12 protein-coding genes and 1 pseudogene are annotated in these 15,858 nt (G+C 54.2%); 2 read left to right on the top strand and 11 right to left on the bottom strand.

Features of this window, described 5'->3' with window-relative positions; all coding sequences use genetic code 11:
• Positions 1 to 77: 77 nt before the first annotated feature.
• The 5 genes and pseudogenes from AU14_RS16795 to AU14_RS16775 all read right to left on the bottom strand — a co-directional run bounded on the left by AU14_RS16795 (position 78) and on the right by AU14_RS16775 (position 7,750).
• The gene (locus AU14_RS16795; RefSeq protein WP_041342762.1) at positions 78 to 1,379 is read right to left on the bottom strand and encodes a sensor histidine kinase; all 1,302 of its coding nucleotides are present in this window, start codon (positions 1,377 to 1,379) and stop codon (positions 78 to 80) included.
• The gene (locus AU14_RS16790) at positions 1,372 to 2,061 is read right to left on the bottom strand and encodes a response regulator transcription factor (RefSeq protein ID WP_041342760.1); all 690 of its coding nucleotides are present in this window, start codon (positions 2,059 to 2,061) and stop codon (positions 1,372 to 1,374) included. The genes AU14_RS16795 and AU14_RS16790 overlap by 8 nt, the downstream gene beginning before the upstream one ends.
• Positions 2,055 to 5,221, bottom strand: a pseudogene (locus AU14_RS16785) (efflux RND transporter permease subunit). Before AU14_RS16785 ends, AU14_RS16790 begins: the two are co-directional and overlap by 7 nt.
• Positions 5,214 to 6,380: an efflux RND transporter periplasmic adaptor subunit gene (locus AU14_RS16780; protein ID WP_041342757.1), complete on the bottom strand. Its 1,167-nt coding sequence runs from the start codon at positions 6,378 to 6,380 to the stop codon at positions 5,214 to 5,216. Before AU14_RS16780 ends, AU14_RS16785 begins: the two are co-directional and overlap by 8 nt.
• Entirely contained in the window at positions 6,377 to 7,750 is a 1,374-nt protein-coding gene (locus tag AU14_RS16775; protein ID WP_041342754.1) for a TolC family protein, read from the bottom strand. Before AU14_RS16775 ends, AU14_RS16780 begins: the two co-directional genes overlap by 4 nt.
• 354 nt (positions 7,751 to 8,104) lie before the next feature.
• On the opposite strand from AU14_RS16775, the gene AU14_RS16770 reads away from it, so the two are divergent.
• Together AU14_RS16770 and AU14_RS16765 are read left to right on the top strand one after the other, a co-directional pair.
• The gene (locus AU14_RS16770; protein WP_052472099.1) at positions 8,105 to 9,343 is read left to right on the top strand and encodes an MFS transporter; all 1,239 of its coding nucleotides are present in this window, start codon (positions 8,105 to 8,107) and stop codon (positions 9,341 to 9,343) included.
• 250 nt (positions 9,344 to 9,593) lie between these two features.
• Positions 9,594 to 10,811: a hypothetical protein gene (locus tag AU14_RS16765; RefSeq protein ID WP_041342751.1), complete on the top strand. Its 1,218-nt coding sequence runs from the start codon at positions 9,594 to 9,596 to the stop codon at positions 10,809 to 10,811.
• Positions 10,812 to 11,047: 236 nt separating this feature from the next.
• On the opposite strand, the gene AU14_RS16760 is transcribed toward AU14_RS16765, so the two are convergent.
• The 6 genes from AU14_RS16760 to AU14_RS16740 form a co-directional block, all read right to left on the bottom strand.
• Positions 11,048 to 11,371 (bottom strand): carboxypeptidase-like regulatory domain-containing protein, encoded by a 324-nt coding sequence (locus AU14_RS16760; RefSeq protein ID WP_041342748.1) that lies wholly within the window; start codon positions 11,369 to 11,371, stop codon positions 11,048 to 11,050.
• A gap of 81 nt (positions 11,372 to 11,452) precedes the next feature.
• A complete protein-coding gene (locus AU14_RS16755; protein ID WP_041342745.1) occupies positions 11,453 to 13,654 on the bottom strand; it encodes a hypothetical protein in 2,202 nt (733 codons plus the stop codon).
• 27 nt (positions 13,655 to 13,681) lie between these two features.
• Positions 13,682 to 14,122 (bottom strand): hypothetical protein, encoded by a 441-nt coding sequence (locus AU14_RS18795; RefSeq protein WP_052472098.1) that lies wholly within the window; start codon positions 14,120 to 14,122, stop codon positions 13,682 to 13,684.
• Positions 14,123 to 14,193: 71 nt separating this feature from the next.
• Positions 14,194 to 14,517 carry a fimbrial biogenesis chaperone gene (locus tag AU14_RS18790; RefSeq protein WP_052472097.1) on the bottom strand — a complete coding sequence of 108 codons (324 nt, stop codon included), beginning with the start codon at positions 14,515 to 14,517 and terminating at the stop codon, positions 14,194 to 14,196.
• 39 nt (positions 14,518 to 14,556) lie between these two features.
• Complete coding sequence (locus tag AU14_RS16745) at positions 14,557 to 15,048, bottom strand: DUF4402 domain-containing protein (protein WP_158498332.1); 492 nt, start codon at positions 15,046 to 15,048, stop codon at positions 14,557 to 14,559.
• Positions 15,049 to 15,173: 125 nt separating this feature from the next.
• Positions 15,174 to 15,719, bottom strand: coding sequence for a DUF4402 domain-containing protein (locus AU14_RS16740; RefSeq protein WP_158498331.1), 546 nt, complete (start codon positions 15,717 to 15,719; stop codon positions 15,174 to 15,176).
• Between the last annotated feature and the right edge of the window lie 139 nt (positions 15,720 to 15,858).

Here is a 15,858-nt window from a genome sequence, read left to right as displayed (position 1 = left end):
CAGGTTCGAGTCCTGCCGGGGGTACCACCTAAGCTTCTACGCCTTTCCAGTATTAGTACGTCAAGCCAGAAGTACTGTTAGCTGTCGAGGCTGCTACCAATTTCAACCGTCACGCGATGGAGGTTGTCGTGGCGGCTGGATGTGTAATGCCATCCGATCCGCTGACTAAGAGTTGTGGTCAGTTCCAGTCCAAGCCCGTAGCCCGTGTTTTCTGATGTTTGCGAGGACGCGTTCTGCGCTTCTGGCTCCGCTGGGTTGCTTATCGTAATGCAGTTCCTGTGTTGCTCGATAACGACGGTGCCTTCCCAGCAATGTTGATAGGCGTTCCGAATCAGGTTGCCCAAAATGATGCGTGCTGGCACCAAAGGTACAAAGCAGCTGAATGGAGAGGTACTTATTTCCGTGGTCACAGGCTTTCCGGCCAGAAGATACGACATTTCACCCGCAAGTTCCCTTATCAGCCCTGGCAAATCAACGGATTCGCGCTGAAGCGGCGTATCCGGCTCATGATTCAGCCAGAGCAGCGTTTCGGTAAGGTGCTTCATGGTCAGGCTAGCGCGGTCGATGCGATCCACAATGCTCTTTTCGTCCTCGTACTTTTCCCTTTTCTGAACCAGCTTTCGTTGTAGCTCGATGTTGGAGCGGATCGTGCTGATAGGTGTCCGGAGCTCATGGCTCGCGTGCCTGAGAAACCGCCGTTCGCGGTCCAGTGCCTGCTCAACCGTGGAAAGACTGTTTCGGATAAGTTCCGCCATTTCGTTGAGCTCTGGGTACGAAAAGTCCGGCACAGGGTGCGATAGCTTCTCGTTGTCCAGGGAATGGGTCCAGGCTCTCAGTGCCGCCATGGGGCGGGACACATGCCGTAATAGAAGCCAGCCAACAATAGAAATAAATCCAAACACCAGAATGCTGACGATCAGCGTGAGCAATCGGTTTTTCAGTGCAGCTTGAGGTAGCACCTCCGATGCTTCTGGAGGCGTGAGCTTCCGGCTCAGGTAAAGCGGACCGATTACGGTGTCGTAGCGCATCGCAAAGATGATCGAGTTCGGGCGGCTCAACCAAGTGCTGTCTTCTTTTTTCAGTAACTGACCGGATTCGCTCGGTCCATTGGGAAAAGCTTCAAGGGTATACGCCGGCAAACTTTCCCATTGCAACGCAACGTCAAAACCGCTGAACTCTCTGGCTTGCTCTCTCTGGCCAGCGCCTATTACCTCGCCGAATGTGCGGGCGGTTTTTTCCATGTTGCTTGCCATTGCAGCATCCAGCCCCCGAATGAAATGCTCCTTTGCAACCATGGAGTAGGCGACGACCAGAATGAGCCCCAATGCCAGAAAGGACGTTATAAGAAGCGCCCTGAGGCTAATCCCGACTTTAAACATTCGTCTTGCCTGTTCCGGGAGGTCTGATGACAAAGCCGACTCCGCTGATGGTGTGCAGGAGCGGCTCGGAAAAAGGGCCGTCGACAGCCTTGCGAAGGTTGTACATGTGCACTTTCAGGCTGTTGCTGTCAGGGTGATCGTCTCCCCAGACGGCGTCCATCAACGCCTCACGGGTTACTGGAGAAGGTGAGGCCCGCATCAAGCATTCAAGCAAGCGCCACCCGGTAGGCGACAACTTCAGGGCCTGACCGTTTCGCAACAAGCTTTTCTCACTGAGGTTCATCTGCAATTCACCACAAGTGAGTTTCCGGACCTGACCACTTCGCCGGTGCGACAACGCACGCACCCGTGCCAGCAACTCCTCCATCTCAAAGGGTTTGATCAGATAGTCATCGGCGCCAGCATTAAACCCCAATAACTTGTCATCAAGCTGGCCACGCGCTGTCAGCATCAAGACCGGAATATCGCTCCCCTGCTCCCGTATTAATTGGCAAAGTCCGAATCCGTCCAGACGTGGCATGTTGATATCCAGCAAAAGGACGTCGTAGCTGTTTTGTTTAATTAGGTTCAGTCCGGCTATGCCATTGCTGACATGGTCACAGATGAACCCCTCCAGCTCCAGGTACTGCACCAGTGTCTGAGCAAGGTCCAGATCGTCTTCTGCCAATAACAATTTCAGCATGGATCTGCCTCTTTTTTATCTGGTCTCACGGTAAACCAGTGGCGGATATCTGTGAATCGCTCGACGACATCGTGCTGTATCGCCACCAGAACCGGGATCAGAATCAAGGTAATCAAAGTAGCGAACATGATCCCGTATCCCAATGCAACAGCGGCAGGTATCAGGAACTGAGCCTGAGCCGATGTTTCTGACAGCAGTGGGTAAAGACCCGCAAACGTCGTAAATGAGGTCAACAGAACCGCTCGCAGGCGACTTCGGCTGGCTTTACTGATCGCTTCAATCTGGTGGTCTGCATCGGGTTTCAGCTCATTGTAACGGGATACCAACAAGAGACTGTCATTCACCACGACGCCGCTTAGAGCAATAATCCCATTCAGAGACAGAATACTGATGGACAGGTCATTCATCCAATGGCCAAGGATGGCACCGACGATACCGAAAGGGATAGCCGTCATGATCAGTATCGGCTGGACATAGGACTTCAGAGGAATGGCCAGTAGCATATAGATGACCAGCATGGCGATGAGGAACACATGCACCATGGAGCTCTGTGTTTCTGCCTGCTGCTCTGCTTCACCGGCAAAACTGATGTCGAGCCCGGGGTATTGGCGTTCCAGCTCCGGAACCAGATCCTGTTGAAGACCAGCCACCAGTTCCGAAGCCGACAGAATTTCCTTGTCCACATCGGCTGAGAGATAGAGAGCGCGCTTGCCGTCAATGCGGGTGATGGTGTCCCGGGAGTAGCCGTAGGTCACTGTGGCAACACTGGACAAAGGAAGCACAGTACCGTCGTCGCTGCGAATATTGGCGCTCAGCACGTCCGTAGGGTTTTCCCGGGCGTCTTCCGGGTAGCGGACTTTAACCTCCACTTCGTCGTTACTGCGCTGAAAGCGCTGAACTACCTGCCACTGAAGGCTTGAAGGACTTGCTTGGACAGGGTATCGGTGCTCAGTCCCAGGGCCTTACCCTGTGCATTGAGTTCCAGAAGCAGACGAGGCTGACTTGCTTCGATGTTATCTTCGATACCACTGATTGCCGGAATCGTTGCCAGCTGCTCCTTGATATCACGACCAGCTGCTGTCAGCACGTCATCGTCTGAGGCCTTCAATTCAATACGAAGTGCGTCTACCGTTCCGCGCCGGCTGGCGACGCTAAGGGTTCGTACACCCTCAGGCAAGCTGGCGATGCGCTTCCATTGATTGGAGAAAGCGTTGATGTCGTACGGGGATTCTGGCGCCAGCTCCACCGTGACTGTTCCAGCCTGGTCGCTTTCGGAGAGTACCTGCAGGTTGGCAATGCCCGTCTCTGAATCGACGTTGGCACGTTCAATTAGCTGCTTATCCACGAGATGCGCTTTTTGCTCCAGGGCAAGCAAAGCGGAATGAGTCAGGCCAAAGCTGGCATCGGTTTCCATGGTAATGTTCGCTCGGACCGTTTCACCCGATATGTTCGGAAAAAAACTGGTTCGAACGGTACCGTTGAAAGGCATGGCCATAACCAGAGCAAACAGAGCAAGGAACAAAACCAGCACTGCATACCGGTAAGCGAGTGCCCAGCCAATAACCGCTTTATAGATCCGGTCGTTGAACCACTGCAGACCGGAATCGGCTCCCTGCTGGATACGTCGCCATATTTCAAGGAACGGGTTTCGGCTGGCTCTGCGATGGGTATTCAGGTGCGCCAGGTGGGCAGGAAGAATAAGCTTGGATTCCACAATGGACAACAACAGACAAATGGTGACAACAGCAGCGAACTGGGCATAAATCTGCCCAAGCTTGCCGCTGAGATTCGACAGGGAATAGAAGGCCACCACGGTGGTGAACACGCCAAAGAGTGTGGGCACAGCCACCCGCAGAGTGCCCCGGATGGTGTTGCGAAGGGTGTCGCCCTCCTGTTTCCGCACGGTGTAAACGCTTTCACCCACGACCACAGCATCATCCACCACAATCCCCAGGGCCATGATGAAACCAAAGGTGGTGAACTCGTTGAGGGAAAGACCGGCAAATCGGTCGCCCATGAAGTAGAGCGTTCCGAAGAAGATAAAGGGCAGCCCCATGGATACCCAGAACGCCACCGTCAAGTTCAGGAACAGCGCCAGAAGAACGAACACCATCACTATGCCGGTCAGTGCATTAGAGATGAGCAGGTCTAATCGTTCACTTATGGAGCTACTGCGGTCATACCAGCTGGTGAGTTCTACGCCCTGAGGCAGATTTCCGTTGTTATGCCATTCTTCGACCACCTGTTTGGCGGCTTCCACCGTCTCGGTGATGTCGTCCAGGCCGGTGGTGATCACTTGCAGAGCAACGCTGTTTTCGCCGGCAAAGCGGGACAACACAGCGATATCATCGTCGTAGGTGTCGTTAATAACAGCGACATCACCCAGGGCGACGACCACCCCATCGCTGCTGGTGATCAGAGGAATTGCCGCAAATTCTTCCTTGAGATAGGCCTGCTGAGACGCTTTCAGCTGCAAATAGACCTGTTCGTTTTTCAGCACCGCCGTCATCGTGCTCGACGAACCCTGATTGACCGCATCCTCGACATCGGACAGGGACAAACCGTAGGCCTGTAAACGCCCCTCATCAATCTCTATCGACATCATGGGATCAATCCAGCCGGATTTGCTGACCCGGCTGATGTCAGCCTTTGCAAGCAGGTCAGATTTTAGTGCTTCGGCCAGTTGTTGCAGGGTGTGGCGGTCTGCTTCGCCATGGAGCTGCAACCAGAGCGAGTGCTCCTCACGTTCCGCTTTTTCAATGACCGGGCTCTTGGCGTCGGCCGGGAACGTGGAAATAGCATCCACTTTATTTTTGACGTCTCGCAACAATACATCCAGGTCGTAATCGCTTTGCTTTTCAACTGTGACTGTTGAACCGCTGGCAGTCGACGTACTGGTGATGTCATTAATGCCATTAACATCTTCCAGTTGTTCTTCAATCTTGATGGCCAGCCCTTCTTCCGACTGCTGCGCTGAGCCACTGTCGTAGGTCACCGAAATCGTTAGGCTGTCCGGTTCCGTGCTCGGAAACGCTTCTTTACGGAGGTCTCCGGCCTGGAGCACACCAAGGCCAATGACCAAAATCAGCAGGAGATTGGCCGCCACGGGATTATTGGCAAACCAGGGTATGAGGCCTTTGTTCCAGCTCTGATCAGTCATCGGACGCCTCCACCGGATTAACGGCCATGCCTGGTATATAGGTGCTCAATGGATGGGTCAGCACGTTGACGGATTGATTGAAGAGCGAGTCCGGTGGACGGACATAGATGGCCTGCTCATCACTGGCAACCGGGTCTGCGGAGAACTTGGCCAGAATGCCATTTTTTACGTACCAGATTTCCCCTCGCTGGCTGAGTGATGACGAAGGTAAGCGCCAGAGATCGCTCAGTTCTCGGCCCTCAATTTCCGCCCTGAGAAAAGTCCCAGGCGCCAGCATATTGGCGTTTTCCAGTGGCCGGTCTACCGCAGCGATCACTGACTGTTGCCGGTTGGTATCATCCAGGTGAAGTTCCGTTCGCTGGATATAGCCCCGCCATTGCTGCCCGGTTTCGACCGAAACCAGGGCTACCGGCCACTGGCCCCGGTCCAACGTGCCGATATCGGGGAGCTTCTGCCAGTCGAGCTGTGAAACAGGCAACGAAATTTCAACCCGGTCTGTGCTGTAGAGTTCGGCTACATCGTTTCCGGCCTGCAGGTAACTTCCCATTGAGACGGTGCGGCTGACAATGAGAGCATCGAAGGGTGCCATGATACGGGTTTGTGCCAGGTCTTTTTCGGCACTGGCCACGGCAGCCTCGGCGTTAGCTACCGCTGCTCGAGCTTGTGCTACGTGAGGTTCATGCAGCACCAGCGGAGAATCCGGCTCGCCGGTCATTCCGGAGCCTTGCCACTCTGCTATTGCCTGATCCGCCTCTCTTTCGGCCTCAAGCAGATCTACCTGCGCAGTGGCCAGATCGTTTCTTGCACTGGCAAGCGCCGCTCGATAATCGCTGTCTTCGAGCGTCACGAGAAGATCGCCTTTGTTTACGATACGTCCAGATTCAAATGCTGATGCAAGCTCAGAGACCTGGCCGGAAACCTGGGCCGTGAGCGTCATCTGATATCGAGACTTGGCAGCACCAAAGGCTTCAACATTGACAGCATGAGCCCCAGTTTTGACCTGTATAACACCGACATCCGGTGTAATGCTGGCTTCCTGCTTCGCGGGCAGAGGCCGGTTTTCTTGGGCTCTTAGTTTCTGGCCGTTGTAGACGAAAACACTGATCAGCATGCCGATGGCGGCCAACAAAACAAGCCATTTTGCGTATGGTCGGATCATGACTGACCGGTCTCCTTTATGCCCAAGCCAAGAGCGAGCCCGAGTGTGATTCGGTTGCTCAGGCGGTCGTAAGTTAAGTCGTTAAGTTGCGATTCCAGATCAAAGGTCTGCTGTTGCACTTCGAGTAGGTCCAGCACAGAAACCAGGCCATTCCGATACTTCTGTTGGTACTGTTGATAGTTGCGACGGGCACTCAGCAGTGCGCTGTCTATCTGCTGTTGCTGTTTGGCAAGGCTGGATTCCTGCCCAATCGCATCCTCAACTTCCTGGACTGCCTTCAGCAGCGTTTCCCGGTAGGCCTGATAGCTCTTGGCTGCAGTCAGTTCTGCAGCTTCGGCATTCGCTTGAAGCTCCCCGCCACGGAACAGAGGCGCTGTTAGTTGACCGAGCAATGACCACACCGGATTTCTCAACAAAGCTTCACTTGGCGATGTTCCAGTATCGCTAAGTGCCGCTTCCAGGCTGATCGATGGCAGCATCTCTTTGTAGGCAAGTGAGGCTCGAAAGTCGTTCGCTTCTATGGCCACATAGGCAGCTTTAAGGTCTGGGCGACGCTGTAATGTTTGGTCGGCAAGGTCGGCCAGGGGCAAAAGAACTTGCGGGTAGCTGGAGGCAATAACAGTGCTGCCATGACTCCGTCCGAGCAACAGGTTCAGCACCCGTTGCTGTTGCTGCAGGGATTCCTGAACGGCAATCAGTGCAGCCCGTGCGCTGGCAGCCGAGCTCTGGGCACTGTCGAGATCCTCAAGGTCACCCAGACCGGAGCGATAGCGCTGGAGAATCCACTGTTCGTTTTTTTCAAGCAGTTCGACACGTTGCGTTTCAATGGCAACGGATCGATTCAAATTAACCAACTTCAACCAACCCTGAATGACCTCGGCCGCGAGCGTGTCCCGGGCAGCCTGGTAGAGGGCTAGCTGTTCAGCAACGTCACCGGCTGCGGCCGATGCCTCGTCAGAGATCTTTGACCACAGATCCAGCTCCCAACTTACGCTAACGGTTCCGGTGTAGGCGGTATCGAGATCTTCCGTTCTGTTGGCGCCTAATCCAGCCTCGACGTCGGGGAGCTGATCCGCCTGCGTCGCTCGGTATTGGGCACGGAGAATGTCGAGCGAAAGCAGTGTTTGCTTAAGGTCAGGATTGGCTGCGCGCGCTTCGGCAATCAGAGCGTCCAGGTCACGGCTGTTGACCAACTCATTCAGGTAGGTTGTTTCCGAACCAACGTCCATTTCCGACCAGGAAACGACATTCTGTCGGTCGGAATCGGCCTGAGCGAGATAATCCGGGCTTGTAGATAACGAATTACAGCCGACAACAGCCAGGCCGAGGAAAACAATCAGTAATACTTTCGAGCAGGTGAAGCGACACATAAACAAAATCCAATCAGGCGCGGTCGGGTCTGCGGTAAACGACGGGGTATAGACTATCTAGAGGCTGGTTAATGGAGGGTTAAGATCATCAGGGGCTGGGTTCCACCTTAATAAAAGGCCCCTGCAGCACTTTATCTTCATCCTGTTCTTTGCCACCTGGCCGATGCTGGCCGCCTGTATCGCCCTATTCCTGGTTCGGGATTACGATACTCTGACGCTGTCCCGACAACCGTTCCCCCGTCACTGCCTGACAGATAGCAAACATCACAACGACTTGGCCTGTCCTTTTGCTGTTTGCTCAACCGCGCAGTTTGTGGCAAAAAGCGCAGACCATTTCGACTCAAGTCCGGGCCTATGACCTCTCAAGTGACAGCGGTGCCAGCATTTCCCAAGGCAACCTTGGCGACCCTTCTGGCGCTCTACCTCGCCCAAGGCTTGCCGTCCGGACTGTTTGCCCACGCCTTGCCAGTTTTTTGGCGAGAGGCTGGCATCGGCCTTGCCTGGATCGGCGCGCTGAAACTGCTGGCTTTGCCCTGGATTCTGAAAGCCTTATGGGCGCCAGTGATTGATCGCAGCCTGTGGAACGTGGCTCCAGTGCGCTGGGTATTCGGGCTACAATCAGCGGCCGCCTTGTGCCTGATTGGGCTCGGAATAGTCGGCCTGACTTCTGAAGGGCCGTGGCTGCCCTTGACGGTCGCTGGAATCTTGTTGATCAACCTGCTGATGGCGACCCAGGACATCATTACCGATGGTCTGGCGGTTCGTCATGTTCCCGCTAAATGGCGAGGATTTGCCAACACATTGCAGGTGGCCGGCTACAAAGTTGGCATGTTGGCTGGCGGCGCTCTTTTGCTAATTCTGGCCAACCACGTAGACACACAGATCGCTCTCTTACTGCCCGCAGGTCTGTTGATTCTGCTGTTGGTGCTGGTTTTTCGGGCCCCCATTCTTCGCACTCCCCATCGGTCTTCTGAGTCAGCAAATGAACCCCAGCCGAGCATCATTGAAGGCTTTATTGGTCTTATTCGCCAGCCTGGGATGCTGTTCTGGTTGGGCATTGTGGCCTGCTACAAAGTTGGTGATGCCATGGGTTCAGGCATGGTGCGTCCGATGCTGACTGACGGTGGCTGGACATCCGAAGCCATTGGAAACTTCACTCTGGCCACCACAGTGGTTGGCCTGTTGGGAGCGGCCATCGGCGGATGGCTGTATACCAGACTGGGTGGCCGACGCAGCCTGATCTGGGCAGGTATCGCCCAGGCCGTGACCATCAACGCCTGGACACTGGTCGCAGTTAAGGGCACCGGCACTGCCTTGGTATACGGAGTTGGAATCGCCGAGCAATTGGCCGATGGCGCATCCACGGTGGTGTTGTTTGCGATGATGATGAATCTTTGTCGGCAGCAGTGGGCAGGTACGGACTTTACCGTGCAGGCTTCCATTCAGGTCATCTTTGCGGGCATCTTCGGTTTGCTCGGCGGGATGATTGCCCAGGCCTTTAATTACGAACTCCTGCTCGGGCTTGCTGGGTGTGCGGGCCTTGCTGTGGTACTTACATTCGCACTGCAGGGGCCTAAAACAATACCTAGATAGGCTCACTTGGCATCAAATCGCACTCAATAGTTGCATTAGTCAGTTATTTTTACAGTGCCTGTCACAGTTTCTATCCACCCCCCACTTGAACCTCTCAAGAGCTTCTGGCCCGTAAGGAATTTATGTCCAGTGGCTCACTCCTTGCACGACACTTTACAATCGACGGGTCCGGAAAGAAATAAATGGGCCAGTGAAGTGCCTAGCGTCCGGACATCCGCCCTACATTCCTCATTACTGAGGTTTGAAGACGATGACAGGTCGCCAGTTCTTCCCCGGTACTGCATTGATTTGGGCTCTTAGTGCGACCACGCACGCGCTGCAGCCTGACCTGTTCGACATCTACGGCGAGGTGACCGGCGGCTTCATTTCTGATGAGGCTCTGAACAATACCTCTGGCCGTGAAACCCAGGTCTGGAAAATGACCCAGGTGCTGGTTGGCCTGGTCTATAACGCGCCCGATTCTGCCTGGTCGGCGCGTATTGAATGGGTCCCCCTGGCCGATGATCTATGCTTCGAACGAGATAATGCCTCCTGCGGTGACTACTACAAAAACATCGGAACGAGTCTGATCTACTATGGTGAACATCCGGTACGCGAAGCAGCAGCACTTTATCAAAGAGAAAACTGGTCAGTAGACATCGGTCGAATGATTAATCCTTACGGCCTGTCACTGGATGAAGCGCCCTACCGCCATCGCCACGACGCACCCCATGCCTATTACATCGATAAAGAATTGGTCAGCGGCGTCAACCTGGAAACCCAGATACATCGATGGACGGCTTCGCTCGGTGTGTTTGGTGGCCGCGGTGATCCCGGAAGTTCTTACAATCATTATATGAACGGCCAGGTTGACCCAAACCTTAAAGGTAACAACTCCCCTCTATTCGAAGCGACCCTGGCTTATAAACGAAAAGGCGCAAAGAGCTCTCAGACTGTCTACGGGGGCTACCACCACACCAAGACCGGCTCTGCGGTGGGAAGCTTATATAGCGGAAAACATAACGACGAACGCGCTCAGGCCGGCCTTAACCTTACCTACTCACCACAATCATCGCTGATAACCGGCTATCGCTTACTCGCCCAGTACAGCCAATACACATTGGGCCTGACCACCAAGGGCGAACAGGGCCGCTCAACACCAATCCAAAGCAGAGACCTGGTTAAACGGGGAGTGTTCGTCACTGGCGTGCTTGAATTCAGATCACGATTGGAACTTGCATATACCTACGAAGAACTCGACCGCATCGATACCCTGGTATGGGATCGGGTCGCTAATTTTGACCCTTCACACCCTGCGTTCGATTCTGTGGAACGCAACCACATCCTGAGTGTCGCCTATCGCCTCAATCGCAACGTAGAGTTTTCGGCATTTTATCGACAGTCAGATTTCGACTACGCCTTCGTCTCCGACATTCAGCCTGAAACAGACACTGACAAGGCTGGCTTCCTGGTCCGCTTTCAGTTCTGACCCGTGTAGTACCCGCCATTTTCTTTAATCATGGCCCGAAACGTGCTTCACAGCACTTCAGACGATGATTTTCCGGCACACCACGCCGTGAGCCGAGGGAGGACACAACGCCATGTCGCTACTGACATCACTGATTCGCGCCAGCACCCAGTTTCAGCAAGCTATGGAAAAGCGCCCGGCGCCAGAGGAGCTGGGGTTTTTTATTGCCTGAACGAAAACCTGCCAAGCCACTCAGTTCAATCAGACCGTCTCTCGATCAATAAGTCCTGGCCACTGATGAAGCTACCTCCGGAAGCAAAGCTGATACGACGGCCAGGCCCTGTTTTCAAGTTCAGGCGGTTCTGTTGTTGGGGTGAGATCCTCAAGGTGTAGTCTCCGGGCGGAATTTGATCGAGGATGTAGAAACCGTCCCATCCGGATTTAGTGCTTGTGATGACGGTATTTTTATCGTTTATCAGTTCGACAAGGACATCTCCGATGCCGCGGCCGCCTTTAGCGTCCACAAGGTAAACTGTGCCATCAATTTCACTGGTGAGTACTACCGGCAGTTCCAACTCCATAGTACGGCCGGGGCGTGGAAGTACCCGGTACCCGCTGAGTCGGTTGCCAGAGAGGATCAGAGAGAGTGCTGTTATCGATTTCTATTGCCGCATAGCGACGTGGCGGTAGTCGATCAATGAGCGCGAGGCCTTCGGCGCTTGATCGACCGGGGTGTCTGGCACCATTGGCCAATACGCAACATCTTGAAGGCCAGGCTCCTGGTTGTCACGCAAGCCATTGTTGTTTCTGTCATGGAACACACGCACCAAAGTTGCACCCGTATCTGCGACGGGGCGAGCCCCAGAACGCCAGGAACGTCGATGGGGCCTGGGTCCGATCGACACGAATAACTGTGCCCCTACCAAATAATCGTCGTTATCGTCGTAACTCCCGTTAAAAGCCAAGCCAAACCGGCCGGCCGTTTTGGCGAGGCCCAGGCTGTAACGGGTATTAGGCGATTCAAATTGATGATTAATTCCAGCACTGAACCGGTAGCCTCGTCTAATGGGAAGGCTGCCATTGATACCGAAAGCGGTGAGTGCGTAGTCAGGCTGCACGGAATAGTCCAGCTGGCTGCGAAAATTCAACGCACCGATGCGTCGACTTGCGGTGAATGAACCGTTGGCCTGAGTGGGTCCCATTGTTTCTTGCCAGTTCAAGCTGTTCGTCAGGACCGAGCCCCATACATAGGCAGATATTCGCGCAGCATGGGTATTGAGTACGGTGCCGGATTCTCGGGTTTCGTTGGCGCTGTCGATGGTGAAGGGCAGCAGCCAATTGGAGGGCAAGCGAAGTGCGCCGTTGATGCGCAGGGTAGTGCTGTGGGTTACCGGGTCATTGTTTGCCGGGAAAATCTCACTGTCAAAATCATTGAGAAGTGCATGGGCAACTCTTACGGAGGTCCCCCCGAGTCTGGTTCGCACGCTGGCTTGGGTGAGATGGCCGTGCCCCAGCTGATCCACAGCGCCAACACTGCCACTCCAGCCGGCGCCAAACATCCTTATGTCACTGTAGCCATATTCCTCCTCTTCGCTGCCCAAAGGGGTTCGCACATAACCCGCTGATGCGGTCAATTGCCGTGTCAGGCCGAAGTCGGTGTTGATTGTGGAGCGTGGGTTGCCCTGCTCATCCCGATGTTCGGAAAATCGGTACTTGAACTGTCCCGGAGGGACGAGCGAATCGGACAAATCAAATGATTGGGTTTCTACACGGGTCTGACCCAGTGGGCCATTGAATACCAATCGGAAATCATTCCTACCGAAATTGAGAGGGAGATCTTCGAATCGATAACGACCCTCCTCGTTCGCCTCTTGTAACCCCACGAAAACGTCGTTGTAGTAAAGCTCAACGTCCCAGCCCGGTGGCAGATCGCCTTCGAGAGTCTGTTGGTCGTAACTGCTGGATGTGGTCAATAGCCGGTTGCTAACAGTGACGCCGTTCCCGGATTCAGCTCGATTGATGTTCTCATTGCTGAAGCTGCCGTAGTTGCCAAGGACTACAGACGTTGCTTCAAGCGGCCCCAGGAGCTCACCCTCAGGATCGTAACGTGACAGGGTTGCCCGAAGATCCGGTTCATCCTCCTCCTCGATGTTGATGCGGAGTGCGGATTCCATATACAGGAGATCTGAGGTGAGGAAAGCTGAATACCGATTATCTATCCTTTGCTGATCGGCCTGGCGAGTTGCCTGTGTTGATAATGTTTGGTCGATAAAAGGAACAGTCGCCAACTGGTACTCCGGTTTCAGTTTGGGGAATCTTTGAAACCGTGCCGTTTTGTTTTCCGGGCTTTCGCCTTGCCTGCGAAGCCGTTCCAGCTTGGCTTGCAGAGGAAGGCGTACCTTGGCAATAACGGTTAGAAGCAGGCGCGAATAATTTACGTCGAGTTGAATGGGGAGCCAGCGTTCCAGCAGCGAGCTGGCAATGTAAATATCGTCTTCATCTATGATGACCAGCCGGCTTGGGTCAAAGTTTTCGCTGATTGGGCCGTAGCTGACCCGCCCCCGTTGGACATCAAGCCCAAACAGGGCCTCGGGCGTTACGATAAATCCCTCTGCAGTGCCTGTGTCTAGAGATACGTCTATTCCGAGGGTCAAAAGATTGGCCAACGAACCCAGCGGCAGAAAGGTATGGCTTGAATCGGCATAGGCGGGTATTGCTTCAGAAAGGGTGATGCCGTCGAGTTGAACCTCCAGTAAGAGGAACTCTCTGGATGCAGCGGCCCCACTCTGGGCCCGAACAGACGAATGAAGTAACAGAAGGAATGGCACCAACAGGACGAAGATCCGGACCTTTCGTTTATCCATTGGCGATTCAACTCCCTTGTATCCAGGTCATTGAACTACCAGGGACGCTTCAGCAAGCAGTTTTTCTCCTTGATTGATCGGCGTGGTAAAACGAACTGTTAGACGGTCTCCAGGTCGTGGTGCCTTGCTTTCAACTGGGAGGCTGAAGCGGGCGATGCGGAGTTCATTGGGATAATAGACGGCAACTCCCCGCGCGCGGGCAACAACCGTCTCCTCATTGGCGCGAATAAGACTGACCGAGATGTCGCCATAAACCGACTGTTCGCCGCTTCGTAAAATGTCAAAGCGCAGGAAGCTGGTGTCGGGTGCTGAAGCTTCGAGGGTTAAATTGGATAAGGAAACATCAGCGTCTAACTTGCCATGACGGACGATGATTGGGACGGACACCCCAACTAGTGCTTGAAGCCGGACTTCGACCCCTTGAGTTTTGCTGTTCGGGATATTTTCAACGCTCGATGCTGCATTCACCTCTGGTTGCCTGGCAAACAGGAGGTGCGAGCGATACTCACCCCGAGCGAGATTTGCGGGTTTCCGAACCGCTAACCGGATGGTCTGGGCTTCACCGGCTCAATCCTTACCTGACGAGGTGAATACCGGATGAGGCCGGTTGCAAATAGCTCGTCGGGCAAAGGCGGTTCTGCCGGACTGAATTCACCGAACTGGTTCATCCGTCGGTTAACCAGGTGAATCCGGAAGGTTGCAGCTTCCGAGCTGCGATTGACCAGTTCGAGTTTAGCGGCCCTCGTGCCCTCTTCAAGCACCAGGCGGGTGGGGTAAATAAGCACATCAGCGCTGGCAAGGGAATGTCCCCAGAGGACCCCTCCGAACACAAAAAATAGCAACGAGCGGAATACACCAGTCATCGAGATCCCGAGCTCCGTGCGTGTGATTATCCATCTAATCTAGTTGTAGTTGACGGTAATAAAAAAATTACCGCTATAAGCTCCCGGAATTTGCCCGGAGCTAACGCCCAGTGTTGCGCCGACTCTGACCACCCCGGTACCCAATATATCCAGCCGGCCATCGACTCCGGCTGGGTTGCTGGTGAAGTTGCTTACTGGCATGGGGGAGCCGGGTCCGGTGAGAAAAACGGTACCATTTGCCGGGAGCATTACAGCAAAGGTGCTGTCAGGATCGCCTGCCAAACTAAACAACGCAGAGGTTCCGCCAGCAGATGGGTTGAGCCAGATTGATCCAGTGGATGTCCGGCTGCCGAAGTTGCCTATGGTTATGCTTCCGCCGTTGACGGCAGCAAAACTGCCAAATGCTAAATCCTGGGTCCGGGTAACCGTAAGATCTAATGCAAATAAAGAGGGCGCGAATGCCAGGCTCGCGCCGAGAATCATTACTGCCAAATAATCAGAGCAGCGATTCGATTTATAAGAATCTTCCATTTGATAGAAGGGTCTCCCGGAGTCGTAAAAGGCACCCTCTCGCAAGGTCCGAGAGACAGGCGACATTTACCAGTTTCATTTCATCAGAGCTGTATGCTCAAAGCCGCGCATCATTTGTCTGAATCCTAATTATACTCCACGGTCACTGTCACGGTTCCCTGATAACTGCCGGGCACCTGTGTGCCCGAGACCGCAAGGGTACCTCCCAGGTAGATAGACTGGGTGCCGGTTATGCCCAGTGTTCCGGAGGTCACTTCTCCCGCTATTGCACCGGCACCGGTAAGATCAGAGTGTCTGGTCAGAAGCATGGTTTCGCCCCCGCCGCCGGTCGTATTTGTAAGAGCCGTATCGCCTGAGTAGGAAATCGAGTAGGTAGCATTTGCTTCACCTACGACATCGAATTGCGCCGCGGAGGAGCTAGCACCCGAAGCTGAGAGAATTGGCCCGGTGGCGGTTCTCGCGCCGCTGGTAGAGACCGTTACCGTGCCGCCAACACCCGGAGCAAAGTCCCCAAAGACAAGGTCCGCTGTTTTGGTGATCTGAATCGGTGCGATGACATTTGCGCTGGCTGTGGCTGAATCATCGGCGGCCAAGACAGAGTGTGGTGCTAAGAGGCAGGATGCCAAGCCGGCGGAAAGAGTGATTTTTTTGAAGTTTAGGTGGTCTTTCATGAAGTACCCCACATCTACGGAATCTATTTTTTTGTATCGCATTAGGGAGTAGGTCAAATACCTAGCTTCCCTTCTGTCTAACACATTGTCCGTAGTGTGACTGTACCCATGGGTTTAGTTGAACTCTTCATCTAGTTCA

Origin of the sequence: Marinobacter similis, from assembly GCF_000830985.1 — a bacterium.
Lineage (GTDB): Bacteria > Pseudomonadota > Gammaproteobacteria > Pseudomonadales > Oleiphilaceae > Marinobacter > Marinobacter similis.
Note: the sequence above shows the minus strand (reverse complement) of the source record. Positions and strands in the feature narration are given on the sequence as shown.

Excerpts from the sequence above, each read along its gene's own strand:
- AU14_RS16795 (WP_041342762.1), bottom strand. The coding sequence starts at position 1,379 with ATGTTTAAAGTCGGGATTAGCCTCAGGGCGCTTCTTATAACGTCCTTT.
- AU14_RS16790 (WP_041342760.1), bottom strand. The coding sequence starts at position 2,061 with ATGCTGAAATTGTTATTGGCAGAAGACGATCTGGACCTTGCTCAGACA.
- AU14_RS16780 (WP_041342757.1), bottom strand. The coding sequence starts at position 6,380 with ATGATCCGACCATACGCAAAATGGCTTGTTTTGTTGGCCGCCATCGGC.
- AU14_RS16775 (WP_041342754.1), bottom strand. The coding sequence starts at position 7,750 with ATGTGTCGCTTCACCTGCTCGAAAGTATTACTGATTGTTTTCCTCGGC.
- AU14_RS16770 (WP_052472099.1), top strand. The coding sequence starts at position 8,105 with ATGACCTCTCAAGTGACAGCGGTGCCAGCATTTCCCAAGGCAACCTTG.
- AU14_RS16765 (WP_041342751.1), top strand. The coding sequence starts at position 9,594 with ATGACAGGTCGCCAGTTCTTCCCCGGTACTGCATTGATTTGGGCTCTT.
- AU14_RS16760 (WP_041342748.1), bottom strand. The coding sequence starts at position 11,371 with ATGGAGTTGGAACTGCCGGTAGTACTCACCAGTGAAATTGATGGCACA.
- AU14_RS16755 (WP_041342745.1), bottom strand. The coding sequence starts at position 13,654 with ATGGATAAACGAAAGGTCCGGATCTTCGTCCTGTTGGTGCCATTCCTT.
- AU14_RS18790 (WP_052472097.1), bottom strand. The coding sequence starts at position 14,517 with ATGACTGGTGTATTCCGCTCGTTGCTATTTTTTGTGTTCGGAGGGGTC.
- AU14_RS16745 (WP_158498332.1), bottom strand. The coding sequence starts at position 15,048 with ATGGAAGATTCTTATAAATCGAATCGCTGCTCTGATTATTTGGCAGTA.
- AU14_RS16740 (WP_158498331.1), bottom strand. The coding sequence starts at position 15,719 with ATGAAAGACCACCTAAACTTCAAAAAAATCACTCTTTCCGCCGGCTTG.